The organism is Thioalkalivibrio sp. ALE11 (assembly GCF_000381205.1).
GTDB lineage: Bacteria > Pseudomonadota > Gammaproteobacteria > Ectothiorhodospirales > Ectothiorhodospiraceae > Thioalkalivibrio.
In genome coordinates this window covers 79,599-103,800 of record NZ_KB906166.1, presented here as the reverse complement: position 1 = coordinate 103,800, position 24,202 = coordinate 79,599, and the positions used below count along the sequence as shown (strand labels likewise).

Sequence of the window (24,202 nt, the reverse complement as noted above, 5' to 3'; positions counted from 1 at the left end):
GCGGTCCGCCCGTCCGCCATCGGGAGCCTCACTCCTCGGGGGTGACGGTGACGCGGATCTCCGCGTCGACACCCGAGTACAGGTGAACACCCACCTCGAACTCGCCGGTCGCCCGCAGCGGGCCCTCGGGCATGCGCACTTCCTTTTTCTCCACTTCCACGCCCTTCGCGGTCAGCGCATCGGCGATGTCGGCCGGGCTCACCGAGCCGAACAGCTTGCCTTCGGCACCGACCTTGGCCCGGATCTCCAGATCCATGCCGTCGAGCTTTTCGCGACGGGCTTCGGCGGCCGCCACGGCCTCGGCCGCGGCCTTTTCCAGCTCGGCACGGCGCGCCTCGAACTCGGCGATGTTCTCCGCGGTGGCGAAGGCCGCCTTGCCCTGCGGCAGGAGGTAGTTGCGCGCAAAACCGGGGCGCACGCGGACGCGATCGCCCAGCCCGCCCAGGTTGTCGATCTTTTCCAGCAGAATGACTTCCATCTTGGTCTTCCCGTCAACGATTGAACCAGCGACCCGAGGTCGGGCCGTATTCTACACCGTGTGCCGCGCCGGCCGAACCGCGCGCGTCACACGCTCAGGATTCCGGGGGATCGTCGCCGGCATCGCGCTCGCGACCGATCCCCATGCGCCGGCGGATATCCGCCCACGCGTCGATGACCCCGATGGTGGCCAGCAGCAGGAACATCTGCGGCAGCGCCAGGGCCATCAAAACGTACATACCCACCAGCCAGAACACGCTCATGCCCTGACCGTGCGTCAGCGCATGCATCAGGGCGATCCCCTGGAGGAAGAACAGCACCCCCAGGATGAAGGCCAGCTCCATCGCCAGCGGCGACGGCACCAGCTGCCCCACCGCGAGCAGCACGACCGCGGCGGCGCTGACGCCCGGCCCCAGTTGCAGGGCGCGGAATTCCGCGCCGAAGGCCCCCGGGTTGTACAGCGCCGACTGCCAGTAGCGGGCGATCAGCATCGCCAGGGTCACGCTCAGCAGCACGATGCCCGCCAGCAGCCCGGCCAGGTAGGGCGCGAGGTCGGCCAGCACCGCCTCGAGCTCTTCGCGCGCGGCCGCCTCGCCGGTCTCCACCAGCGGCGCCAGCAACTCCATGCCGGCCCGCACCCAGAAGGCCTCGGCATCCGGCACCAGGGCGTGCATCAGCAACACTCCGGCACCGGCCACCAGCGCCCCGGCCTTGAGGGTGATGCGCCAGGACACCGTGCGCCGCAACAGCTCGGACAGCAGCGCGACCGGCAGCCACTGGATGACACCGGCCAGCAGCACCGCCGGTCCCGGTGTTCCGGGGCTCGCACCCCACAGGGCCGCGCCCAGCAGGGCCGAGGCGATCGCGAGGACGACCAGGGCCTGACCGAGCCCCAGACGCAGCCCGACCAGCGCCACCAGGGCACTGCTGACGATGGATACCGGCGGCAGGAACAGCCCGGCAATACCAAAGCCGGCGACCGCACCCACGGCGCGGCCCCGGCTCTTCATCGCGAATTCGGCGAGGATCTGCATGACCGTTGCACTCCGCCCGGCGGGCGGCGATCAGGCAGCGTTCAGGCGCCGATCAATGCGTATCGCTGTACGGAAGCAGCGCGAGAAAACGCGCGCGCTTGACCGCCGTGGACAGCTGACGCTGGTACTTGGCGCTGGTGCCGGTGACGCGGCTGGGCACGATCTTGCCGGTCTCGGTGATGTAATTCTTCAGCAGGTTCAGGTCCTTGTAATCGATGTACTCGATACCTTCGGCGGTGAACCGGCAGAACTTGCGACGACGCGGGAAACGGGCCATGTCCGATCTCCTTCAGTAAACGGGGGTGGGGTTCGGGATCACTCGTCGGCGGGGGCTTCGGCCGACTCGTCCGCGGAGGCGTCCTCGCGGCGGCGGCTGCCCTTGCCTTCTTCTTCCTCGCGGCCCTTGGCCAGCGGGGACGCTTCGGTGATCGCACGATCCATGCGGATGGACAGGTGACGCAGCACCGCATCGTTGAAGCGGAAGGCGCTGTCGAGCTCTTCCATCGCGGCCTCGTCGGCCTCGATGTTCATCAGCACGTAGTGGGCCTTGACCAGCTTCTGGATGGGGTAGGCGAGCTGCCGGCGGCCCCAGTCCTCCAGACGGTGGACCGTGCCGCTGTGGCCTTCCACCAGACCCTTGTAGCGCTCGATCATCGCCGGGACCTGCTCGCTCTGGTCGGGATGGACCAGAAACACGACTTCATAGTGACGCATATCCAACTCCTTGCGGGTAACAGCCTCCCGGTGCGCCGGTGAGGCAAGGAACCGCCCTAACGACGGGCGGAAAGGCGCAATACGTTAACCGATGTTGCCCGCGGTCACAACACGGCGCTGGCGCCGGACTTCGAACAGCGACACGCCGGTGGCAACCGACACGTTCAGGCTCTCCACGGTGCCGGCCATGGGTATGTGCGCCAGATGATCGCAGGCCTCGCGGGTCAGGCGTCGCAGGCCCTCGCCCTCGGCGCCCATGACGATCGCGGCGGGCGGGCGCAGATCGACGTCATACAGGACCTCCTGCGCCTCGCCGTCCAGTCCCGTGGCCCACATGCCGGTTTCCTTCAGCGCGGCAAGGGTGCGGGCGAGGTTGCCCACGCTCACCACCGGCACGGTCTCCGCCGCGCCGGAGGCGACCTTGATCGCCGCCGGGGTCAATGGAGCACTGTGGTGGCGCGGGACGACCAGGGCCCCGGCGCCTGCGGCGTCGGCCGTGCGCAGACAGGCACCGAGGTTGTGCGGATCGGTGACGCCATCCAGCACCAGCACCAGGTCCAGGCCCCGCTCCACGCGTTCGCGCAGCTCGCGTTCGTCCACCACCGGGCGCGGTGCACAGTGCACGATCACGCCCTGGTGCTGAAATCCGGGGTGCTGCTGGTCCAGGCGCTCGCGGGCCACCCGCTCCACCGCCACCCCCAGGGCACCGGCGCGCTCCAGGATGCGCTGCAGGGACGCATCCACCTCGCCGCGCGCGAGCTGCAGGCTCTTGATCCGCTCCGGAGCACGCTCGAGCAGCGACGCCACCGCATGGATCCCGCCGAAGGCCTCGCCCCGGGAGCGCCCCTTTCCGCCGCTACGGCTCATCCCGCATGTCTCCGCACTTTCGGTCGCGGTACGGATAGGGCGCCCGCAACGGCGCCGCTAACGCCAGGCATCCGTGGATCACTCAGGAGGACGCCGGGCGACGGCGACGGCTCCGGCGTCGCCCCGGCCTGGCCCCCGTTTCGCCGTCTGCGGAGCCGCCCTGGCCGGTGGCCTCTTCGGGCGGGATGGTGTTGCCATCCTTGTCCGGAACGGCCTCGGCCTCCGGAAGCCGCTCGTTGCCGGGCTCAGGGGCATCTGCGGAGTCCTCGTCGGAGGCACCCCCGCCGGCACCCTGCGCGGCGGCATCACCCTCCTCTGCGGAAGGCTTGTTGCGCCGACGCCCGCGCCGCCGGCCCTTCTTCTTCGGTGCGTCGTCACCGACGGGCTCCGGCGCCGGTTCGGGGGCCGGCTCCGCCGCTGTACGTTCGCCGTCGCTGGCCGCCGAGGCCGAATCGTCGGGCGTCGGGCCCGCATCCGGGCCGGCAGCCGGCCCCCCGTGCGCCTGGGCATCGCCTCCTCTGCTGCGGCGCTTGCGTCGGGCGTTGTCGCGGGCGCTGCCACGCTTCTTCCCGCCGGCACCGGGACCTCCGCCCGGGCCCTTGCGACCGGCGGGGCGACCGGCCGGTGCAGCCTTCTCCGCGGGCTTCGACTCACCGGCCAGGGCCAGATCGATCTTGCGGTCATCCAGACTCACCCTCACCAGCTGGACCTGGAGCTCGTCACCGATGCGGAACACGCGACCGGCGCGCTCGCCGGTGAGGGTGTGGCGCTTGGGATCGAAGTGGTAGAAGTCGTTGTCGAGGCTGGAGACATGCACCAGGCCCTCGATGTACACCCCCTGGATTTCCACGAACAGGCCGAACCCGGTCACGCCCGAGACGATGCCGGTAAACACATCCCCGACCTTGTCCTGCATGTACTCGGCCTTCAGCCAGGCCTCGACGTCCCGGGTGGCGTCCTCGGCGCGGCGTTCGGCCATCGAGCAGTGCTCGCCGAGGCCCTCCATGCGCTGATGGGTATAGGGGAAACCCTTGTTGCTGCCATGGCGCAGCACGTGGCGAATGCCCCGATGGACCAGCAGGTCCGGATAACGCCGGATCGGCGAGGTGAAATGCGCGTAGTCATCCAGCGCAAGGCCGAAGTGACCGCCGAGATCGGGCGAATACACCGCCTGCGACAGGGAACGTAGCAGGACCGTCTGGATCAGTTTCTGGTCCGTACGCTGCTTCGCCGCCTTGAGGACCTCGGTGTAATCCCGCGGCGTCGGCTCGTCGCCTCCGCCCAGGGACAGCCCCGCCCCATTGAGGAATTCACGCAGCTCTTCGACCTTCTCCGCGGGCGGCTGATCGTGGTTGCGGTAAAGCGTCGGAACCTTGTGCTTCTTGAGGAAGCGCGCCGCGGCCACGTTGGCCATGATCATGCATTCCTCGACCAGGCGGTGGGCATCGGTACGCTCCACCGGCACGATGCGCTCGATCTTGCGGTCCTCGCCGAACACGATCTGTGTCTCGGTGGAATCGAAGTCGATCGCACCGCGGCGGTTGCGCGCCGCGTGCAGCGCCCTGAACACCCGGTGCAGCTCTTCCACGTGCGGCAGCACCTGCGCATTCTGCTCGCGCAGGCCCTCATCGCCCGCGAGCATTGCGGCCACATCGTCGTAGATCAGGCGGGCGTGCGAGCGGATCACGCCCTCGTGAAAACGGTAGCTCTTCAGCGCCCCGCGCGCACCGATCTCCATCTCGCATACCATGCTCAGGCGGTCGACGTCCGGATTCAGCGAGCACAGCCCATTGGACAGCGCCTCCGGCAGCATCGGGATGACCTGCTCGGGGAAATACGCCGAGGTCGCGCGGTTGACCGCCTCGCGGTCCAGCGCCGAGTCCGGCTCGACATAGTGCGACACGTCGGCGATCGCGACCCACAGCCGCCAGCCCTTGCCCTCCGGTTCACAGTACAGGGCGTCGTCGAAATCGCGCGCATCGCTGCCGTCAATGGTCACAAACGGCTTGTCGCGCAGATCGAGCCGCCCCTTCTTCGCCTTTTCCGGCACCGAATCGCCCAGCTTTTCCGCCGCTTCGGTGACCTCCTCCGGCCATTCGAAAGGCAGACCCTGGGCACGGATCGCGATGTCGATCTCCATCCCCGGTGCCATGTGCTCGCCGAGGACCTCCACCACATCACCGCGCAGACGCGACTTGCGCGACGCCATCTCGCGGATGCGCACGACCACGATCTGGTCATCCTGCGCCTCGCCCAGGCCGTCCGGCGGCACCAGGATCTCGTGGGTGATGCGCTTGTTGTCCGGGGTCAGCAGGCCCACGCCGTCCTCGATGCGCAGACGCCCGACCACCTTGGTGGTGTTGCGCTCCAGCACCTCGACGATGCCGCCCTCGCGGCGCCCGCGCCGGTCCACGCCCATCACGCGCGCCACCGCGCGGTCCCCGTGGAACACCCCGCGCATCTGCTTCGGCGACAGGAACAGGTCGTCATCCTGCTCGTCCGGCACCAGGAAACCAAAGCCGTCGGGATGGCCGATCACGCGCCCGCGGATCAGGTCTTCCTGATTGACCGGGAGGTAGGCACCCCGACGGTTGCACAGCGCCTGACCGTCACGCTCCATCGCCTTGAGCCGCCGCCTCAGGGCCTCCAGCCGTTCCTCGTCCTCGATGCCGAGACGCCCGGCGATTTCCTCGAAGGACAGCGGGTTCCCCTCGAGCTGCAGCAGGTCGAGGATGTACTCGCGGCTGGGGATGGGGTTGTCGTACTTCTGCGCCTCGCGTTCGAGGTTGGGGTCGACCTGCGGCTTGCTGCGTTTTCCTGGCATTCAGTGAACTCTTTCTTCTGGTGTTGTGCCGCGCACCCGAGGTGCCCGCGGCAGTGACAGGCCGGAGCCGGCCCGGTGCCCATTATGGCCCCGATGCGGCGCGGGCGCATTTCTTTCATCTGCGGAGCTCGCAGGGTTTGACAGATCCGCCAGCGCGGATTACCTTACGCGTTCCTGAAGCGCAGGCCCCCTCACAGGGCCGACCTCAAGTGCCGAGGTGGCGGAAATGGTAGACGCGCTAGCTTCAGGTGCTAGTGGGGGTAACCCCGTGGAGGTTCAAGTCCTCTCCTCGGCACCATTTTTATTCGCTTCCCGCTTCGTGCCCGAAGCAATCCTCAGATCCCGCGTCCGCAATCGCTTGTATGGCAATGGCCTGCGGGGCGTCTTTGCATGTGCGGTCGCCACCCGGCCCGCAACCGGACCGGACGGCCACCCCCGTCAGCCCCGGAACGGGTCGCGCATCACCAGCGTCTCGTCACGGTCCGGTCCGGTGGAAATCATGTCGATCGGAACACCCACCACCTCGGACAGGCGCTCCAGGTAGGCGCGCGCATTGGCGGGAAGCTGCGCATACTCCCGCACCCCGACAGTGGATTCCTGCCAGCCCGGCATCTCCTCGTAGACCGGCGTACACGAATCGTAGGCCTCCGCCCCCGCGGGCGGGATCTCCACGCGACGGCCGTCAACGTCGTAACCGGTGCAGATCTGGACCGTCTCCAGACCGTCGAGCACGTCCAGCTTGGTCATGCACAGACCACTGATGCTGTTCACCGCGACCGCGCGCCGCAGTGCCACCGCATCGAACCATCCGCAGCGGCGCGCACGGCCGGTGGTGGAACCGAATTCGTTGCCACGGCGCGCGAGATGTTCACCCATGTTGTCGAACAGCTCGGTGGGAAAGGGCCCCGCCCCGACCCGCGTGGTGTACGCCTTGGTGATCCCCAGCACGTAATCCAGGTCGCGCGGACCCACCCCCGAACCGGTGGAGGCCCCGCCGGCGGTCGTGCTGGAGGAAGTCACGAACGGGTAGGTGCCGTGATCGATGTCCAGCAGCGTCCCCTGCGCCCCTTCGAACATCACGTCGCGGCCCGCAGCACGCAGCTCGTGCAGGCGGCCGGCGACGTCGGTCACCATCGGCTTGAGGCGCTCGGCATGCTCGAGGCACTGCTCCAGCACCTGCTGATGATCCACCGTCGCCGCCCCGAAATAATGTTTCAGGGCAAAGTTGTGATAATCCATCACCTCGCCCAGCTTGGCCGCCAGACGCTCGCGATGGAACAGGTCGTCCAGCCGCAGTCCGCGACGTGCGACCTTGTCCTCGTAGGCGGGACCGATGCCGCGGCCCGTGGTACCGATGGCCGCCTTGCCGCGCGCCTTCTCGCGCGCATGATCCAGCGCCACGTGGTATGGCAGGATCAGCTGGCAGGAGTCCGACAGCCGCAGGCGATCGGTCACCGGCACGCCGCGGGCCTCGAGCTCGTCCATCTCCTTGAGCAGGGCTTCCGGCGACAGCACCACGCCGTTGCCGATCATGCACTCCACGCCTTCGCGCAGGATGCCCGAGGGGATCAGGTGCAGCACCGTCTTCTCGCCATCGATCACCAGCGTGTGGCCGGCGTTGTGCCCGCCCTGGAAGCGCACTACCGCCGCGGCATCCTCGGTCAGTCGGTCGACGATCTTGCCCTTGCCCTCGTCACCCCACTGACTGCCCAGTACGACTACGAAACGTCCCATCAGTGCTCCACCACCGTCCATTGTTCATTGCGGTACTCCAGGCGAGCGACCCCGTCCGCCACCGGTGTCTCGCCGCGCAGCTCGCGGACCACCCGCACGCCGCGCCCGCGCAGCTCGCGCACCGCGGCCTCGAGCTCCGGATCGGTTCCGGCGGGCGCGAGCACGCATTCACGCGGCCGCGCCGGATCGCCGTCGGCGTCGCCGTGCCGGACCAGCTCGCGCAGGTCGGTACTGAAACCGGTGGCCGAGCGCGCCCGCCCGAAAACGCGGCCGATCTCGTTGTAGCGCCCGCCCCGGGCGATGGCCTGTCCCGACCCGGGGATAAAGGCAGCGAAGACCAGACCGGTGTGATAGGCATAGCCACGCAACTCCGCAACGTCCACGTGCAGATCCACGTCGGTATCCAGCGCCTGCAGCGCATCCACCACCGCCGCAAGGTGATCCAGGGCCGCATGCACCTCTGCGGGCGCCCTGCCCAGCGCGGCGCGCGCGCTCGCCAGGACCTCGGGTCCGCCATTGAGATCCGGCAGGGCACGCAGGGCGTCGGCCAGATCGGGGTCGAGGCCCGCCTCACGCCATTGCGCCAGGGTCTGTTCGATTTCGGGGATGCTCTTGCGCTGCAGCTGATCGAAGAAGGTGCGCTCCTGCTCCGGCTCCAGACGCGCGGCCCGGGCAAGACTGCGGAAGATCCCGACGTGCCCCAGATCCATGCTCGGGCGGCGCACACCGCAGACCTCCAGGGTGGCCAGCATCAGACGGATGATCTCGACATCGGAATCCAGACCGTCGTGTCCGAAAAGCTCGGCCCCGGCCTGCAGCGGACTGCGAGACCCCGACCATTCGTCGGCACGCGCACGCAGCGTCGTGCCGACATAGCACAGCCGGTTGGCCCCCTCCACATGCTGGCGGTGGGCGTCGATGCGCGCGACCTGCGGCGTCAGATCCGCACGCACACCCATCAAACGACCGGTCAGCTGATCGGTCAGCTTGAACGTCTGCAGATCCAGCTCGTGGCCGGCACCGGTCAGCAACGACTCCAGGTATTCCGCCAGCGGCGGCATCACATGGTCGTAGCCCCAGACATCGAAATGGTCGAGCACACGCCGCCGCAGGCCCTCCAGGCGCCGTGCCGAATCCGGCAGCGCCTCTTCGAGTCCGTCCGGCAGCAGCCAGCGATTGATTTCCGTCATGTCATCCTTGCCTGCACGGCCTGACCCGTCCGCAGGCGGGCTGGCCAGAAGAAGGGCCCGCGGTGCGGGCCCGGCTTGTGGTTGGCAGAGCCTGTCCGCACCGGCCCCGCAGCGGGGCCGGCCGCACGATCACTCGGCGGGCTGCGGCAGCTGCGGGGCCCGGGACGGACGCTCGCCGCCCGGAGCGTTGAAGAACTGGAAGAACTCCGAGTTCGGTTCCAGCACGAACGTGCTGTTCTCGCCCTGCAGGCTGTTGCGGTAGGCGATCAGGCTGCGATAGAAGCGGAAGAACTCTTCATCTTCGCCGAAGGAGGTACCCAGGATCTCGGTGGCCCGGGCATCGCCCGCCCCGCGGATCTCCTCGGAGTCACGGTACGCGTTCGCCAGGATCACCGTGCGATCGCGGTCGGCACGCGAACGAATCCGCTCGGCCTCCTCCTGCCCCCGGGCGCGGAAGTCCTGCGCCACACGTTCGCGCTCGGCCCGCATCCGGTCGAACACCGACTCGGACACCTCGTCCGGCAGGTCCATGCGACGGATGCGCACATCCACCAGATCGACCCCCAGCTCCAGCGCCGTCTCCAGGGCGGCCTGGCGCACCGCGCCCATGATAGTCAGGCGCTCGCCGGCAACCACGTCCTGCAGCTCGTAGCGGGCGAATTCGTTACGCATCCCGTCCCGCAGGATCTGCGACAGGCGTTCCTCGGCCAGTCGCTCGTCACCACGGGTCGCGCGGTAGAACTGACCGACATCGTTGATCCGCCACTTGGCGTAGAAATCCACGATGATGTTCTTCGCCTCGCTGGTCAGGAACCGGTCCGGCGGGATGTTCAGGGTCATGATCCGGGCATCGAACTTCTCGACGTTCTGGATCAGCGGGAACTTGAAATGCAGCCCCGGCTCCTGGTCCACCTCGCGCAGTTCCCCCAGGGCGAACTTGATCACGCGCTCGCGCTCGTCAACGGTGTAGGTCGACAGGGCCACGACGATCCCGATGACCACCACGGCAATTCCGGCAATACGCAGCATCAGCGAACCTCCCGCGAGCGCAGGCTCTCGGTATCACGGGTCATGGAACCCCTTCCGGTGGTTCCGGAGGCACCCCCGAGGGCGCCGCGTCCGGTATCCAGCGGACGCGGCGTCGGCGCATCACCCGAATTGCGGGTGCCCGGCTGACCGGAGAACATCTCGCCCAGCGGCAGCATCATCAGATTGCCGCTGGCGCCCACGTCCAGCATCAGCTTGCGCGAATCCTGGAGCACGGCTTCCACCGCCTCGAGATAGAGGCGATCACGCGTGACCTCGGGGGCCTGCTGGTACTCGGCCAGCAACTGATCGAAACGGGACGCATCACCTTCCGCCCGGGCCACGACCTGATCGCGATAGCCCTCGGCTTCCTCGATGATACGGGCCGCCTGACCGCGCGCCCGCGGGATCACGCCGTTGGCGTAGGCCTCGGCCTCGTTGCGGAAGCGGACCTCGTCCTCGCGTGCACGGATGGCATCGGCAAAGGCTTCCTGCACCGCCTCCGGCGGCTGGGCCTGCTGCATGGAGACCGCGGTCACCACGATCCCGGCGCCGTAGGCATCAAGGTTCTCCTGCATCACCGTGCGGGTGGACTGGGCGATCTCGCCGCGGCCCTCGCCGAGGATGAATTCAAGATTGCCCTTGCCGACCCGTTCACGGATGGCCGACTCCATGACCTGATGCACGGTGGCATCCGGGTTGCGGACATTGAACAGGAAATCGACCAGGTCGAGGATGCGGTACTGCACCGCGATGTCGACATCGATGATGTTCTCGTCGCCGGTGAGCATCAGCGCGCGGCTCTCGATGGTCCGCACGTTGTCCACGTTCTCGATCTCGATCCGCTCGATGGGATACGGCAGGTGCCAGCCCGGCCCCGGACTCTTGACCTCCTGGAACGCGCCGAAGCGCAGCACCACGCCGCGCTCGCCTTCGGAGACGATGTGGAAGCCGGAGGCGATCCAGACCACCAGGGCGATGATCAGGCCGAGGCTGATCAGCGCCTGGGAGCCGCGCCCCATGCCGCCGCCGCCCAGGCCGCTTCCGCCCTGGTTGCCGCCACCAAAGATGCCGCTGAGCTGCCGCGACAGCTTGCGCAGCATCTCCTCCAGATCCGGCGGCTGCTGGCCGCCTCCGCCACCGCCGCTGCCGCCGCGGTTACCGCCTCCCCCGCTCCAGGGGTCGCGGTTGTTGTTTCCCGGTTCGTTCCAGGGCATGAATCAGGGACTCCGTCGATCGCTCGGGATGTGCCGAGAAGGCACAGGGAGCGGACATTCTAGGGGGGCACCCGGGGGCGGGCAAGCGCACCCCTGCGGGAGTCGGGTTGAGGGAAGGGCGATCCGCGGACGATCGCGGGCCCCGCGGGGCCCGCGACTCGCCGGGGCGGACGGGTCAGGCCGCGTCGCGCCGCCCGGAAGGAGAGGCTTCTCCGACGCCGGCCGCTTCCCAGGCGCCCATGCCGCCGACCACGTTCATCACGTGGCGATAGCCCAGGCGCTGCAGGATGGAAGCCGCGACCGTGGAACGGTAACCGCTGCCGCAGACCACGGCCACCGGCTCTTCCGGATCGACACCCGGGACGCCCTCACGGGTCTCCGCCACCGGCCGATGCACCGCCGCGTCGACGTGTCCCGCGGCGTACTCGGCCGGGGTACGCACGTCCACCAGCCGGGCCTCGCCGCGTGCCACGCGGTCCGCGGCTCCGCTGGCATCGACCTGGGCCAGGGTATCCAGCGGCAGGCCCGCGCCCGCCCAGGCGGCCATGCCGCCGCGCACGTAGCCGTCGATGTAGTCGCGCCCGGTGCGGACCATGCTGCGCACGGCCTGCTCGATCACTGCGGGATCACCGCTGCCGTCGATCAGGATCACCGGGCGGTCATCCGGCGTGACCCAGCCCGCCCAGTTGGCGAACGGGCCGCGGATGCCGATGCCCAGGGCCCCCGGCACGTGGCCGCCCCCGAACGCCAGCGGATCGCGCAGGTCGATCACCGTGACCTCGCCGGCTTCCACGCGCCGCGCCACCTCGTCGGGTTCGATGGCCTGCATGCCCGGCAGCGGGATCACGTCCTTCGGACCCTCGGAGTTGATACCCTTGTTGCGCGGATAGAAATCCGGGATCTCCGGCAGCCCGTGCAGCAGCTTCTCCACGAAGGCGTCCTCGCTCAGCGACGGATCCAGATAGGGGTTGGTCGCCCGCTCGTAACCCAGGGTGGAGACGGGACGCCCGGCCATGCCCGCGCCGCAGGCGGAACCGGCCCCGTGCCCCGGGTGGACCTCCACGCCGTCGGGCAGGTCGGCCAGCTTGTCGCGCACACTGGCGAACATCTGCCGCGCCAGCGCGCGCTTGGCCTCCTCGCCCAGCAGGTCGGGCCGGCCCAGCGAGCCGACGAACAGGAAGTCGCCGGTGATCAGTGCGATCGGCTCATCACGCGACCGTGCCCCGTCGAACACCACGAACATCAGATGTTCCGGCGTATGCCCGGGAGTGTGACGGACCTCGATGCGCACGTTGCCAATGTCGATGCGGTCCCCTTCGTGCAGATCCTCGTGCGGGAACTGCACCCGGAAATGCTCGCCGGCATCGTAGCCCGAGAGCATCAGCCGCGCCCCGGTCTTGTCCGCCAGCTCGCGAGCGCCCGAAGCAAAGTCGGCGTGGATGTGGGTATCCATCACGTACGCGATGCGATAGCCATGGTCCCGCGCATAGTCCAGGTAGACATCCACGTCGCGCTGCGGGTCGATCACGGCGATCTCGCCGCTGCCCTGGCAGCCGACCACGAAGGAATGCTGTGACAGTCCGGAATCCACGAAACGTTCAAAGATCATCGTTCTACCTCCTTTCCCTGCAGCCATCGCAGGGGGTTGCCCATTTCTTGACTAATTTGGTCAGGCATTAGGGCAAAAGTTCCCGGAAGGAGGTTCTGATAGAAAACGTAAATGAGACTCCCGGTGCCGCGTGGCTGCCCGGGAACCCGTCAGGGGGCGCGATCAGGCACCGGAGCCCGGTGCCTGATCGCGCGCACCGGCGGCTTGCGCGTCCTCGGCGTCCCCGGGGTCCTCGCCCGGCCCCACGAAGGCCGTTTCCGGATCCAGCCCGGCCTCGCGGAACAGGTCCTGAAAGCGCCGCTCGGGCAGCTGCACCCGCAGGCGGATCGCACCCTCATCACCGGTCTGCTCGGCCTCCACGGCGTTCTCGTCGTACAGCCGACCGCGCAGCCGCCCGGCGGACGGCGGCACCTCGACCCAGCCACGGCGCATGGATTCGGTGAAGGACTCGGCCAGGCGCTGGTACAGCCGCTCCACCCCTTCGCCGGTTTGCGCCGACAGCCAGAAGGCCTCCTCGCCCTCGCCACCGGCAAAGCGCTCCGCCGCCGCGTCGTCGCGCTCCGGCAGGGTGTCGATCTTGTTGTAGATCCGCCAGCAGGGCACGTCCTCGGCGCCGATCTCCGCGAGCACGTCCTCCACCTGGGCGATGTGCCGCTCGCGCTCCGGATCGGCGGCATCGATCACGTGCAGAAGCAGCGCCGCCTCGCGGGTCTCGGTCAGGGTTGCCTTGAAGGCCGCCACCAGTTCGTGCGGCAGGTCGCGCACGAACCCGACGGTGTCCGCGAGGATCACCGACTGGTGCGGCGCCAGATCCAGCCGGCGCAGGGTCGGATCCAGGGTCGCGAAGAGCTGGTCGGCCTGATAGACGTCGGAATCGGTGAGACGGTTGAACAGGGTCGACTTGCCGGCATTGGTGTAGCCCACCAGCGAGACGGTCGGCACCTCGTTGCGCAGGCGCGCCTGGCGCCCCTGCTCGCGCGTGCGCTCGACCTTTTCCAGTCGCCGCTCGATATGCTTGATGCGCGCCGCCAGCAGCCGGCGGTCGGTCTCCAGCTGGGTCTCGCCGGGACCGCGCAGGCCGATCCCGCCCTTCTGCCGTTCCAGGTGGGTCCAGCCACGCACCAGCCGGGTGGACATGTGACGCAGCTGCGCCAGCTCCACCTGCAGCTTGCCCTCGTGAGAACGCGCGCGCTGGGCAAAAATGTCGAGGATCAGCCCGGCGCGGTCCAGCACGCGACACTGCAGGTGCTGTTCCAGGTTGCGCTCCTGACTGGGCGACAGCTCGTGGTTGAAGATGACCAGGTCGGCCCCGTGCGCCGCCACCTGATCGCGAATGGCGTCCGCCTTGCCGGACCCCACGAACAGGCGCGAGTCGGGACGGTGCCGCGAGCCGGATTCCACGGCCACCACTTCGGCCCCGGCCGAACGCACCAGCTCCTCGAATTCCTGCAGCTGAACCTCGAGATCGGTCGCACCGCCGATGGCCATGGCCACCAGCACCGCCCGGTCGCCACCGGTCTGCGGACGCTCAAACAACGCGCGACCACCCCCGATTCGGGACCGGGCCACCCCGGAGGTGTACGACGCCCCTATTCATCCGCGGCCTCTCCGCCGCTGGCCGCGGCGCTGTCTTCATCCAGCGGCATGCGCACCTGCCGCGCGGGCACGATGGTGGAGATCGCGTGCTTGTAGACCATCTGCGAAACCGTCGAGCGCAGCAGGACCACGAACTGATCGAACGACTCGATCTGCCCCTGCAGCTTGATGCCGTTCACGAGATAGATCGACACCGGAATCCGGTCGCGGCGCAGCGCGTTGAGAAAGGGTTCCTGCAGCATTTGCCCTTTGGCCATCGGTACATTCCCTGGTTGCATTCGTCGGGGCCCGCGCCGCGGGCCGAAACCTGTAAAAAGAGTAGCATATCGTCAGCGTGATGCCGTCTCGCGCAGGGCCGCCAGGGCCTGCTCCGGGTCGACGGTTTCCGCCGGCAGCCGCGCGTGCAGCGGGAAGCGCCGCAGGCCGGTCAGCTGGCGCTTGGCCAGATGCCGCGTCGCGGCGATCACCCGGCTGCGGAACGTGGCGAAATCGACCTCGCCGTCCAGCCACTCCCAGCCCTGGCGATAGCCCACCGCCCGCTGCGAAGGGTGCTCCGCGGTCAGTCCGGGGCGCGCACGCAGGGCCCGCAGCTCCTCCACGAACCCCGCCTCCAGCATGGCATCGAAGCGTTCGGCAATCCGCGCGCGCAGACGTTCCCGATCTTCCGGCCACAACGCCAGTGCGCACCAGCCCGCTGGCAGCCGCGCCTCGCCCCCCTGCTGGAAGCTCGACAACGGGCGCCCCGTGGCCTCGAACACCTCCAGCGCCCGCAGGATGCGCTGCGGGTCGTTGGGATGGATGCGCCCGGCGGCCGCCGGGTCCACCGCCTCCAGGGCCTCGTGCAGGGCCCGGGCGCCTTCCGTCTCCAGCCGGGCGCGCACCGCGGCGCGCACCGCTTCCGGCACCGGCGGCATGGGGTCGATCCCCTCCAGCAGCGCCCGCAGGTACAGCAGGGTCCCGCCCGCCAGCAGGGCGACGCGCCCGCGCGCATGGATCGCGCGGATGCAGGCCCGGGCATCCGCGGCGAAGGTCGCCGCGTTATAGGTCTCCTCCGGATCCCGGATGTCCAGCAGGTGATGCGGCACCCGCGCCCGCTCGTGCGCATCCGGCTTGGCGGTACCGATGTCCATGCCGCGGTACACCTGCGCCGAATCCACGGTCACGATCTCGGCGTCCAGCCGCTGCGCGAGCTCCAGCGCCAGCCCGGTCTTGCCGGTGGCGGTGGGCCCGGCAAGCAGCACCACCGGCGGTTGCGGGACGTCCATCAGCGCCCGCGCATGAACAGCCCGTCGAGGGCGGCGTGATCCAGCTCCACCCAGGTCGGCCGGCCATGGTTGCACTGGCCGCTGCGCTCGGTGGCCTCCATGTCGCGCAGCAGCTGGTTCATCTCGGGGACGGTCAGCCGGCGCCCCGACCGCACCGAACCGTGGCAGGCCATGGTGCTCAGCACCTCGTTGGCCGCCGCCTCGGTGCGCTGGCTGTGACCGCTTTCGGCCAGATCCCCCAGCACGTCGCGCAACAGCGCCGGTGCATCGCGCCCCCGCAGCAGCGCCGGCGCCGCACGCAACCGCAGACGTTCGCGCCCGCAGCGGTCCACCTCGAAACCCAGCCCGGCCAGCGTATCGGCCTGTTCCTCGGCGCGGTCGGCCTCGGCCGGGGTAACTTCCACCTCCTCCGGCACCAGCAGCGGCTGGGCGGTCACGCGTTCACGCTCCCATTCGCGCTTGAGCCGCTCATAGGTGATGCGCTCGTGTGCGGCATGCATGTCCACCAGCACCAGCCCGCGGGCGTTCTCCGCGAGCACGAAGGTATCCGCGACCTGGCCGATGGCGAACCCCAGCGGGGGCATCTCCGCAGCCTCCGCGCCCTCGCCGGGAGCGGTTTCCGCCCCGGCGTAATCCGCTGCCGCAGGCTCGCCCACGGCGGCGGAACCGGCGCCTTCCGGCGGCCGGAATGCGGCCCAGGCCGCGGCAAACCCGTCACCCCGCCCGGGGTCCGCGCGCCCCCCGGCACCGGATCCGCCCCCGGGGGGCGGAGCGGGGCGCCCGCCACCGCGCGCCGCACGGTCGCCCGGCACCCCGTCAAGCAGCCCCGGCCGCGCATGCGGAGGGGCCTCCGGGCGCGGCGCGCCCGCCGGGGCGGCACCCAAGGCGGCACTCGGACCGCCCCCGGCTGCCCCGGCCCCCGCCTCCGCGCCCTGACCGGCCTTCGCCTGCCCCAGCGCGGCATGCAGCGCATGGAAGATGAAGTCGTGGACCATCCGCGACTCGCGGAAGCGCACCTCCTGCTTGGTCGGATGCGCGTTCACGTCCACCTGCGCCGGATCCAGCTCCAGCTCGAGCACGAACATCGGATGGCGCCCGTGGTAGAGCACATCCTGATAGGCCTTGCGCACGGCCGCCGTCAGCACCCGGTCGCGGATCGCACGGCCGTTGACGAAGAAATACTGCTGATCCGCCTGGGCCCGGGAACGCGCCGGGGAGCCCAGCCAGCCGGACAGCACCAGCCCGGAACGCTGCTCGTCCACCGGGAGCGCATCCGCCAGAAACGCCTCGCCCAGCAGGGCCCGCACGCGCGCCGCGGGGTCACCGGGTGCCGCCGGCAGGTCCAGCGTCACCCGATCGTTGTGCCGCAGCACGAAGGCCACCTCGGGGTGCGCCGCGGCCTGGGTGCGCAGCACGGACTCGCAATGGCCGTACTCGGTACGTTCGGTGCGCACGAAGCGCCGCCGCGCCGGCACGTTGAAGAACAGGTCGCGCACCTCGACCGTAGTGCCCGGCGGATGCGACGCCGGCATCACCTCGCCGAAGACATCGGAACCGTCCCCGGAAAGCTGCCAGGCGTTACGCTCGCCGGGCACCGCCGAGGTCAGGGTCAGGCGCGCCACCGAGGACACCGACGGCAGCGCCTCGCCGCGGAAACCCAGGCTGTGCAGGGCCTCCAGGTCATCCATGCTGCGGATCTTGCTGGTGGCATGGCGCGACAGCGCCAGCGGCAGTTCTTCCCGCGCGATGCCACAGCCGTCGTCGGTCACCCGGATCAGGCGGGTCCCGCCCTGCTCCAGACGCACCTCGATGCGCGAGGCCCCGGCATCCAGCGCGTTTTCGACCAGCTCCTTGACCACCGAGGCCGGTCGCTCGATGACCTCGCCGGCGGCGATCTGGCTGATCAGCTGATTGGAGAGTTTCTGGATGCCCACGTCACGTCCCGGGAAAGCACTGAAACGCAGGGTAAGGAAACACCGGCGAATGTGCACGTGCGTGCTCGCCGAATCCCGTATTCGGACCGGGAGTCAACTGCCGCGGGAAGGGACCTCGAGGACCTGACCGGTATAGATGGTGTCACCGTTGACGCCGTTGACCGCGCGCAGCTCGGACAGGGACACGCTGTACTGGTCCGCGATCCCGGACAGGGTCTCGCCGGGGCGGATGATGTGCTGCTCGGTGTCCTTGCCGCCATCGGCAATCAGCGTGCCCGGACGCGCGTGGGTGGAGAAGTACGCCCGCAGACCGGTCAGCAGGGCTTCGGCCAGCGACTGCTGGTAGCTGGAGCTGCGCAGGCGACGTTCGTCCTGCGGATTGGAAATGAAACCGGACTCGACCAGGATGGACGGCACATCCGGCGAACGCAGCACGGCGAAATTGGCCCGCTCGACCTTCGGGCGACGCACCTTGCCGACCCGGTCCAGCTCATCGATCATCCGCTCGGCCAGGGTGGAACTGGCCTCGAGGCTGCCGCTCTGGGCCAGATCCAGCAGCACGTTGCTCAGGGAATCATCACGGCCGTTCATCGGCACCCCGCCCAGGCGCATGTCGGCCTGATTCTCGCGCTCGGCAAGGAAGCGTGCGGCCTCGCTGGATGCCCCGCCCTCCGACAGCATGTACACCGAGGACCCGTTCACGCTGGGGTCCGGGAAGGCATCCGCGTGGATCGACATGAACACGTCGGCCTCCGCCTCCCGGGCGCGCTTGACGCGCTCGCGCAGGGGCAGGAAATAGTCGCCGGTGCGGATCATCACCGCCTCCATGCCCCATTCATCCTCGACCAGGTCCGCAAGCCGCTGCGACACTTCCAGCGCCACGTCCTTCTCGCGCGTGCCGTTGGGCCCGATGGCGCCGGGATCATGGCCGCCGTGGCCGGCATCGATGGCCACGATCACGTCGCGCAGATCCTCCTGCGAGCGACCGCGACGCGGTTCGCGCTCCTCCCCCGCTTCCACCCGCGTGCCCGCCGAGCCGCTGCGCGTCAGGTCCAGCACCAGCCGGTGCGGGGCGCCCTGAGCCGGCATCAGCTGGAAGCTGCGCGGGTTCACGGCCTCGCGCAGATCCAGGACCACGCGCAGATCGGAACCGTTGCGCGGCGCGTGGCGCACGCCGTCGATCACCGAACGCGGATGATCATTGACTTCCAGGCTGGTGTCGGTGCTCGCGTTCGTCAGGTCCACCACCAGCCGTTCCGGCGACTGCAGGCGAAACACCTCGTACTCGGCCTCGCCCTCCATGTCGAAGACCAGACGCGTGGTTTCTCCGTCCACGGACATGCGCAGGCGCTCGACGCGCGCCCCGGCCGCCGCCGGGAGGGGCAGCGTCGCCAGACCCAGTGCACCCAGGGCGCGCAGGATCTGGCGGCGATTCGGATCGATGTCGGAACGGTGATGGCCCACGCACATACCCCGGCTGGTCAGGGACTCCACTCTTATTGTGGACAGATCCTCTGAAAAAGCAACCCGGAATGTCGCGAATTTTTAGGAAGATACCGAGGTTTCTGCGTGTATCCTCACAACCTGCGACCTCGCTCCCCACATCTCTCCGGGCGCCACCAACCACTACATGTGGTATGCGGAAAAACCCGCCAGTCCCAGATCTATTCCTGCCCCGGCGCCGCCGCCAGCGCGGCGCGACCGGCCTCGGCGGCCGGCCCATCCAGCCACAGCCGGCGTCCGTACTCCGGCCCGTCCGGATGTTCCTCGAGGTGGATGCGCAGGTCCGGCTCCGGCAGCCAGCCGCAACCGCGCTCCGGCCACTCGACCAGCCACAGCACCCCGGTGCCGTGCACCTCGCGCACGCCGAGGTACTCCAGCTCCTCCGGATCCCCCAGACGGTAGAGATCGAAATGCAGTACTCGCCGGGAATCCAGCTCGTACGGTTCGACCAGGGTATAGGTCGGGCTGCGCACCGTCCCCGCATGCCCCAGGGCCCGCAGCAGGCCGCGCACCCAGGTGGTCTTCCCGGCGCCCAGGTCGCCCTCCAGATAGACCGTGCGCAGCCCCGGCACCGTCGCCAGCGCCGCACCGGCCGCCTCGGTGGCGGCCGCATCCGGCAGTTCCACCGGGGCTCCGTCGAAGGCCGCCCGGTCAGAGGCCATCGTCGCCCCCCGCGGCGGCCGGCAGGGCCGCGATCAGATCCCCCGCCAGCATGCCGACGGTGCCCCCCAGTCGCCGCGCCGCGACGCGGCCGGCCGCCGCATGCCAGCCCGCCCCAATACGCGCGGCGCCCCGCGCGTCCAGGCCCTGTCCGCGCAAAGCCGCGATCACGCCGGTCAGCGCATCGCCACAGCCGGGGGTGGCCATCCCCAGATGGCCGTCGGTGACACAGTCGTACGGTCCGTCATCGGTGTCGGCGATCAGCGTCCCCGCCCCCTTGAGCAGCACGGTGCCGCCAAACCGCAGGACCAGCTCGCGCAGTCGCCCCGGTCGGTCGACCTCCACCGCCGCGGCATCCAGGTTCAGCAGACGCCCGGCCTCGCCGGGATGCGGCGTCAGGACCCAGTCGTTGCTGCGTCGCGGGGTCTGGGCCAGCAGGTTGAGGGCATCGGCATCCACCACCAGCGGGCGGCCGGAATCGGCCGCCGCCAGCCACAGCTCACGCCCCCACGGACCCTGATCCAGCCCTGGCCCGATGGCCACCGCGTCCGCCCGCTCCAGCCAGCGCAGCAGCTCCGGGCCTTCGCTCACCCCGCGCGCCATGATCTCGGGGCGGTCACTGCACACGAAGGCCGCATGTTCGGGATGCGTCAGCAGGGTCACGCGCCCGGCCCCGGCACGCAGCGCCGCGGTCGCCGCCAGCCGCCCGGCCCCGGCGAACCCGGGAGCCCCGCCGACGATCATCACGTGGCCCGCATCACCCTTGTGGGCCCCGGCCCTCCGCCGCGGCAGACCCGCCCGCCAGTGCCCGGGACCAATGCGCCACGCCGCCGGTGCGAAGCTCTGCGCCAGCGAATGCGGGAGGTCGAGTGTGGCCACGCGGACCGTGCCCGCGTAGTCCACCGCAGCCCCCGTATGCAGCCCCGGCTTGTCGGCAATGAATGTCAGGGTGCGTGTCGCCCGCGCCGCCTGCCCGCGCAGCGCGCCATTGTCGGTATCGACCCCCGAGGGCGCATCGGCCGCCAGCACCGCCCGGTCCGCACGGTTCAGCCGCTCGATCACCTCGCCGTAGACATCGGTCAGCGGACGCTGCAGACCGATACCGAACAGCGCGTCCACCCACACATCCGCAGTGGCGGGATCGAACGTCTCCAGCGGGTGGATTTCGCCCCCGCTCTCCTCCCACAGACGCCGGGCCCGCTTCCCGTCCGACTCCTCCCGCGCCCGCGAGGACCCCGCATGCAGCACCACCTCCAGCCCGGCCGCCCGCGCGCGGCGGGCCAGCACGAAACCGTCGCCGCCGTTGTTGCCGGGCCCGCAGAGCACCCCGACCCGGGACACCCCCGGCCAGCATTCCTGCAGATGCTCGAGCAGCGCCGCACCGGCCCGGTCCATCAACTCGCCCGGCGCCATCCCGGGCAGGGCCATGGCGGTGGCATCCAGCTCGCGCATGCGCGCGGTGTCGAACAACCGCTCGCCGGGCGCGGGGCTGGCCGGGGACGGGTGTGCGGGGGCATCATTCATGTCCGTTCCTCTCCTTGCTGGCCTGTCGATCGTGCCTGACCATCCCGACCCGCGCCAATGCGCCGAACTCGCCGATCGCATCCGCCAGTGGGGGCGCGAACTCGGCTTCGCGGAACTGCGCATCGGCCCCGCGCGGGTCCCCGAGGCCGATCGCCGGCACCTGGACGCCTGGCTGGAGCGCGACTCCCACGGCGACATGCAATGGATGGCCGAGCGCGCGCCGCTGCGCCGCGACCCCGACGCCCTGGTTCCCGGGGTGCAGCGCATCATCAGCGTGCGCATGGATTACTTCCCGCCACGCACCCGCCGTCCGGCTGCCCAGCTGGCGGATCCCGAGGGTGCCTATGTCTCGCGCTATGCCCTGGGCCGTGACTACCACAAGCTGCTGCGCAAGCGACTGACCGAACTCGGCCGCCGGATCGAGGCCGAGGCACCGCACGGCTACCGCGCCTTCACCGACAGCGCGCCGGTGCTGGAGAAGGCCCTGGCGCAGCAGGCGGGGCTCGGCTGGATCGGCAAGCACACCAACCTGCTGGCCCGCGGTACCGGCTCGTGGTTCTTCCTCGGCGAACTGTTCACCGATCTGCCACTGCCGCTCGATTCCGGCCCGGCCGAGGACCACTGCGGGAGCTGCCGCGCCTGCCTGGACGTGTGCCCCACGCAGGCCTTCCGCGGCCCGCACGACCTCGACGCCCGGCGCTGCATCTCCTATCTCACCATCGAGCTGAAAGGCCCGATCCCGGAAGACCTGCGCCCGCTGATCGGCCACCGCATCTACGGCTGTGACGACTGCCAGCTGGTCTGCCCCTGGAACCGCTTCGCCGAGGTCGCGGCCGAACCGGACTTTATCGCCCGCCATGGCCTCGACAGCGCCTCACTGGTCGAGCTGTTCGCCTGGGACGAGGCGACCTTCCTCGAACGCACCGCCGGCATGGCGATCCGCCGCATCGGCCACGAACAATGGCTGCGCAACCTCGCCGTGGGGCTCGGCAACGGTCCGGCCACCGATCAGGCGCGCGAGGCTCTGGCCGCGCGCGCCGACCACCCGTCGGCGCTGGTGCGCGAACACGTGGCCTGGGCCCGGGCACGCCTGGACGAGCGGGCCGCCGGCCGGCTCGCCGAACCGCCGGCCATCCCGGTGAAGGCGCTCACTCGCGCACCGGTCGACCCGGCCGCAAGGCCCGCCAGCATCCCCGCCCCGGAGGGCGGCACCGGACCGCCACACGAGGACCCCACGACCGGTTCCTAGGCTCCGGCCTCCGGACGGATCCAGACCAGGCTCGCGAGGCGTCCGGTGGTGCCGTCACGACGATAGGAGAAGAACCGGTCGGGGTCGCTGAAGGTGCATTCGCCGCCGCCATGCACGGCCACGCCCGCACACTGCAGGCGGTCGCGCGCCAGCGCCGACAGATCCGCCAGCCAGTGACCGTCCCGCGCGGCCGGGCGAAAGGCCCCGGCCATCCCCGGCTGCACCGCCAGGAACCGCTCGCGCACCTCCGTGCCGACCTCGAAGGCGTCGGGGCCGATGGCCGGCCCCAGCCAGGCGTGCCAGGCCGCCTGCGGACGGGCCTCGCGCAGCGCCGCCAGCGTGGCCTCCAGGACCCCGTCCACCAGCCCGCGCCAGCCGGCATGCGCCGCCGCCACCGCCTCCCCGCCGGTGCCGGCGAACAGCACCGGCAGGCAGTCGGCCGTCTGCACCGCGCAGACCCGGCCGGGCCGGGTGGTCATCACCGCATCGGCCTCCACCGGCGCGTCGGCGGCGGCCAGTTCTTCCGCGCGCACCACTCGCGTGCCATGCACCTGTGCCGGCCAGTGCAGCTCGGCGCCGGGCACGCCCCGCGCGGCCACCGCCTGCGCCAGACGGCGCCGGTTCCCGGCCACTCGCTGCGGATCGTCCCCGGTATGCAGCGCGAGATTCAGACCGGCCCACACGCCCTCGCTGATCCCGCCGACGCGGGTGGTCTGCAGGGCCCCGACCGCGGAGGCAGCGGGCCAGTCGGGCGTGATCAGGGCCGCGTCCGGCAGCGCGTCAGCGGCGTTCATGCCTGCGCCTCCGCGTGGGCGGCATCCGCGCGCAACACCTCCAGCAGCGAGGCGAAATCCGCGGGCAGCGGCGCCTCGAAGGCCTGCGGCTCGCCCGTGGCGGGATGACGGAACTCCAGGCGCGCGGCGTGCAGCGCCTGACGCCGGAATCCGTTCACCGCCTCGCGCGCCGACTCGTCCATCCCGCGCACCGGCCGCGGCCGCCCGCCATACACCGGATCGCCCACCAGCGGGTGGCGCAGATGCGCCATGTGCACGCGGATCTGGTGGGTACGCCCGGTCTCCAGTCGCGCGTTCAGCAGGGTGTGGCCACGAAAGCGTTCCGCCACCCGGTAGTGCGTGGTCGCCGGCTTGCCCGCCGGGTTCACCGCCATGCGCTTGCGGTCCACCGGATGGCGACCCACCGGCGCATCCACCGTGCCGCCGGCGATCACCCGGCCGTGGACCAGCGCGCGGTATTCACGGTGCACGCTGCGCTCCTGCAGCTGACGCACCAGGGCGGTCTGCGCCTGCGCGTTGCGCGCGACGACCATCAGGCCGGTGGTGTCCTTGTCCAGCCGGTGCACGACCCCGGCGCGCGGCAGCACGCCGACCTCGGGCGCGTGATGCAGCAGCGCGTTGACCAGGGTTCCCTGACGATGACCCGCGGCCGGGTGCACCACCAGCCCCGCCGGCTTGTCGATCACCAGCACGTCGGCATCCTCGTACAGGATGTCCAGCTCGATGGGTTCCGGGGCATCCTCCAGCGACGGGGTCTCCGGCGGAATCAGTTCCACCGCCTCGCCACCGCGCACCGGCGTGCGCGGGCGGGGCCGGGCCCCGTCCACCCGCAGGTCGCCGGCCTTCAGCCACTGCACCAGCTGGCTGCGCGAATACTCGGGAAACGCGCGCGCCAGAGCCGCATCCAGGCGCTGCCCGGCCTCTTCCTCGGGCAGGGTTGCCCGGCGTGGTTCGCTCATGCCCTCACCCTCCGGAGGCAGGCCGC

21 protein-coding genes and 1 tRNA gene are annotated in these 24,202 nt (G+C 70.1%); 2 read left to right on the top strand and 20 right to left on the bottom strand.

The window, feature by feature from the left end; translation table 11 throughout:
* Positions 1-28 precede the first annotated feature (28 nt).
* The 6 genes from rplI to rnr form a co-directional block, all read right to left on the bottom strand.
* Positions 29-478: a 50S ribosomal protein L9 gene (gene rplI / locus F620_RS0104480; RefSeq protein ID WP_018870340.1), complete on the bottom strand. Its 450-nt coding sequence runs from the start codon at positions 476-478 to the stop codon at positions 29-31.
* A gap of 94 nt (positions 479-572) precedes the next feature.
* Complete coding sequence (locus tag F620_RS0104475; RefSeq protein WP_019569618.1) at positions 573-1,511, bottom strand: hypothetical protein; 939 nt, start codon at positions 1,509-1,511, stop codon at positions 573-575.
* 52 nt (positions 1,512-1,563) lie between these two features.
* A complete protein-coding gene (gene rpsR, locus F620_RS0104470) occupies positions 1,564-1,788 on the bottom strand; it encodes a 30S ribosomal protein S18 (RefSeq protein ID WP_018870342.1) in 225 nt (74 codons plus the stop codon).
* Positions 1,789-1,826: 38 nt separating this feature from the next.
* Positions 1,827-2,225 carry a 30S ribosomal protein S6 gene (gene rpsF / locus F620_RS0104465; protein ID WP_018870343.1) on the bottom strand — a complete coding sequence of 133 codons (399 nt, stop codon included), beginning with the start codon at positions 2,223-2,225 and terminating at the stop codon, positions 1,827-1,829.
* An 84-nt stretch (positions 2,226-2,309) separates the two neighbouring features.
* Positions 2,310-3,092 (bottom strand): 23S rRNA (guanosine(2251)-2'-O)-methyltransferase RlmB, encoded by a 783-nt coding sequence (gene rlmB, locus F620_RS0104460; protein ID WP_019569617.1) that lies wholly within the window; start codon positions 3,090-3,092, stop codon positions 2,310-2,312.
* Positions 3,093-3,174: 82 nt separating this feature from the next.
* On the bottom strand, positions 3,175-5,916 hold the full coding sequence (rnr, locus tag F620_RS0104455; RefSeq protein ID WP_019569616.1) for a ribonuclease R: 2,742 nt from the start codon (positions 5,914-5,916) through the stop codon (positions 3,175-3,177).
* Between the two features lie 211 nt (positions 5,917-6,127).
* Between rnr and F620_RS0104450 the strand changes: the two genes are divergently transcribed.
* Positions 6,128-6,214 (top strand) — tRNA-Leu (locus F620_RS0104450).
* A gap of 140 nt (positions 6,215-6,354) precedes the next feature.
* On the opposite strand, the gene F620_RS0104445 is transcribed toward F620_RS0104450, so the two are convergent.
* From F620_RS0104445 to F620_RS0104390, 12 genes are all read right to left on the bottom strand, one after another.
* Positions 6,355-7,650, bottom strand: coding sequence for an adenylosuccinate synthase (locus F620_RS0104445; RefSeq protein WP_018870346.1), 1,296 nt, complete (start codon positions 7,648-7,650; stop codon positions 6,355-6,357).
* Positions 7,650-8,840, bottom strand: a complete 1,191-nt coding sequence (locus F620_RS0104440; protein WP_019569615.1) for an ATP phosphoribosyltransferase regulatory subunit — start codon at positions 8,838-8,840, stop codon at positions 7,650-7,652. Before F620_RS0104440 ends, F620_RS0104445 begins: the two co-directional genes overlap by 1 nt.
* Before the next feature lie 129 nt (positions 8,841-8,969).
* Positions 8,970-9,869 (bottom strand): protease modulator HflC, encoded by a 900-nt coding sequence (gene hflC / locus F620_RS0104435; protein WP_019569614.1) that lies wholly within the window; start codon positions 9,867-9,869, stop codon positions 8,970-8,972.
* Positions 9,869-11,083, bottom strand: coding sequence for an FtsH protease activity modulator HflK (gene hflK, locus F620_RS0104430; RefSeq protein ID WP_019569613.1), 1,215 nt, complete (start codon positions 11,081-11,083; stop codon positions 9,869-9,871). The genes hflC and hflK overlap by 1 nt, the downstream gene beginning before the upstream one ends.
* Before the next feature lie 175 nt (positions 11,084-11,258).
* Positions 11,259-12,692: an MBL fold metallo-hydrolase gene (locus tag F620_RS0104425; RefSeq protein WP_019569612.1), complete on the bottom strand. Its 1,434-nt coding sequence runs from the start codon at positions 12,690-12,692 to the stop codon at positions 11,259-11,261.
* 162 nt (positions 12,693-12,854) lie between these two features.
* On the bottom strand, positions 12,855-14,228 hold the full coding sequence (hflX, locus tag F620_RS0104420) for a ribosome rescue GTPase HflX (RefSeq protein ID WP_019569611.1): 1,374 nt from the start codon (positions 14,226-14,228) through the stop codon (positions 12,855-12,857).
* Positions 14,229-14,281: 53 nt separating this feature from the next.
* Positions 14,282-14,545 carry an RNA chaperone Hfq gene (gene hfq, locus F620_RS0104415; protein ID WP_018870352.1) on the bottom strand — a complete coding sequence of 88 codons (264 nt, stop codon included), beginning with the start codon at positions 14,543-14,545 and terminating at the stop codon, positions 14,282-14,284.
* A 72-nt stretch (positions 14,546-14,617) separates the two neighbouring features.
* Positions 14,618-15,553, bottom strand: coding sequence for a tRNA (adenosine(37)-N6)-dimethylallyltransferase MiaA (gene miaA, locus F620_RS0104410; protein WP_019569610.1), 936 nt, complete (start codon positions 15,551-15,553; stop codon positions 14,618-14,620).
* Positions 15,553-17,487, bottom strand: coding sequence for a DNA mismatch repair endonuclease MutL (gene mutL / locus F620_RS0104405; protein WP_026331311.1), 1,935 nt, complete (start codon positions 17,485-17,487; stop codon positions 15,553-15,555). The genes miaA and mutL overlap by 1 nt, the downstream gene beginning before the upstream one ends.
* Before the next feature lie 93 nt (positions 17,488-17,580).
* Positions 17,581-18,957 carry an N-acetylmuramoyl-L-alanine amidase gene (locus tag F620_RS0104400; RefSeq protein ID WP_019569608.1) on the bottom strand — a complete coding sequence of 459 codons (1,377 nt, stop codon included), beginning with the start codon at positions 18,955-18,957 and terminating at the stop codon, positions 17,581-17,583.
* Positions 18,958-19,151: 194 nt separating this feature from the next.
* Positions 19,152-19,616: a tRNA (adenosine(37)-N6)-threonylcarbamoyltransferase complex ATPase subunit type 1 TsaE gene (gene tsaE / locus F620_RS0104395; protein WP_019569607.1), complete on the bottom strand. Its 465-nt coding sequence runs from the start codon at positions 19,614-19,616 to the stop codon at positions 19,152-19,154.
* Positions 19,617-19,641: 25 nt separating this feature from the next.
* The gene (locus F620_RS0104390) at positions 19,642-21,174 is read right to left on the bottom strand and encodes a bifunctional ADP-dependent NAD(P)H-hydrate dehydratase/NAD(P)H-hydrate epimerase (RefSeq protein WP_019569606.1); all 1,533 of its coding nucleotides are present in this window, start codon (positions 21,172-21,174) and stop codon (positions 19,642-19,644) included.
* On the opposite strand from F620_RS0104390, the gene queG reads away from it, so the two are divergent.
* Positions 21,173-22,423: a tRNA epoxyqueuosine(34) reductase QueG gene (gene queG, locus F620_RS0104385; RefSeq protein WP_019569605.1), complete on the top strand. Its 1,251-nt coding sequence runs from the start codon at positions 21,173-21,175 to the stop codon at positions 22,421-22,423. The genes F620_RS0104390 and queG overlap by 2 nt on opposite strands.
* Here queG and pgeF read toward each other — a convergent pair.
* Positions 22,420-23,217, bottom strand: coding sequence for a peptidoglycan editing factor PgeF (gene pgeF / locus F620_RS0104380; protein WP_019569604.1), 798 nt, complete (start codon positions 23,215-23,217; stop codon positions 22,420-22,422). The genes queG and pgeF overlap by 4 nt on opposite strands.
* The gene (rluD, locus tag F620_RS0104375) at positions 23,214-24,176 is read right to left on the bottom strand and encodes a 23S rRNA pseudouridine(1911/1915/1917) synthase RluD (protein ID WP_018870360.1); all 963 of its coding nucleotides are present in this window, start codon (positions 24,174-24,176) and stop codon (positions 23,214-23,216) included. The genes pgeF and rluD overlap by 4 nt, the downstream gene beginning before the upstream one ends.
* Positions 24,177-24,202: the final 26 nt, after the last annotated feature.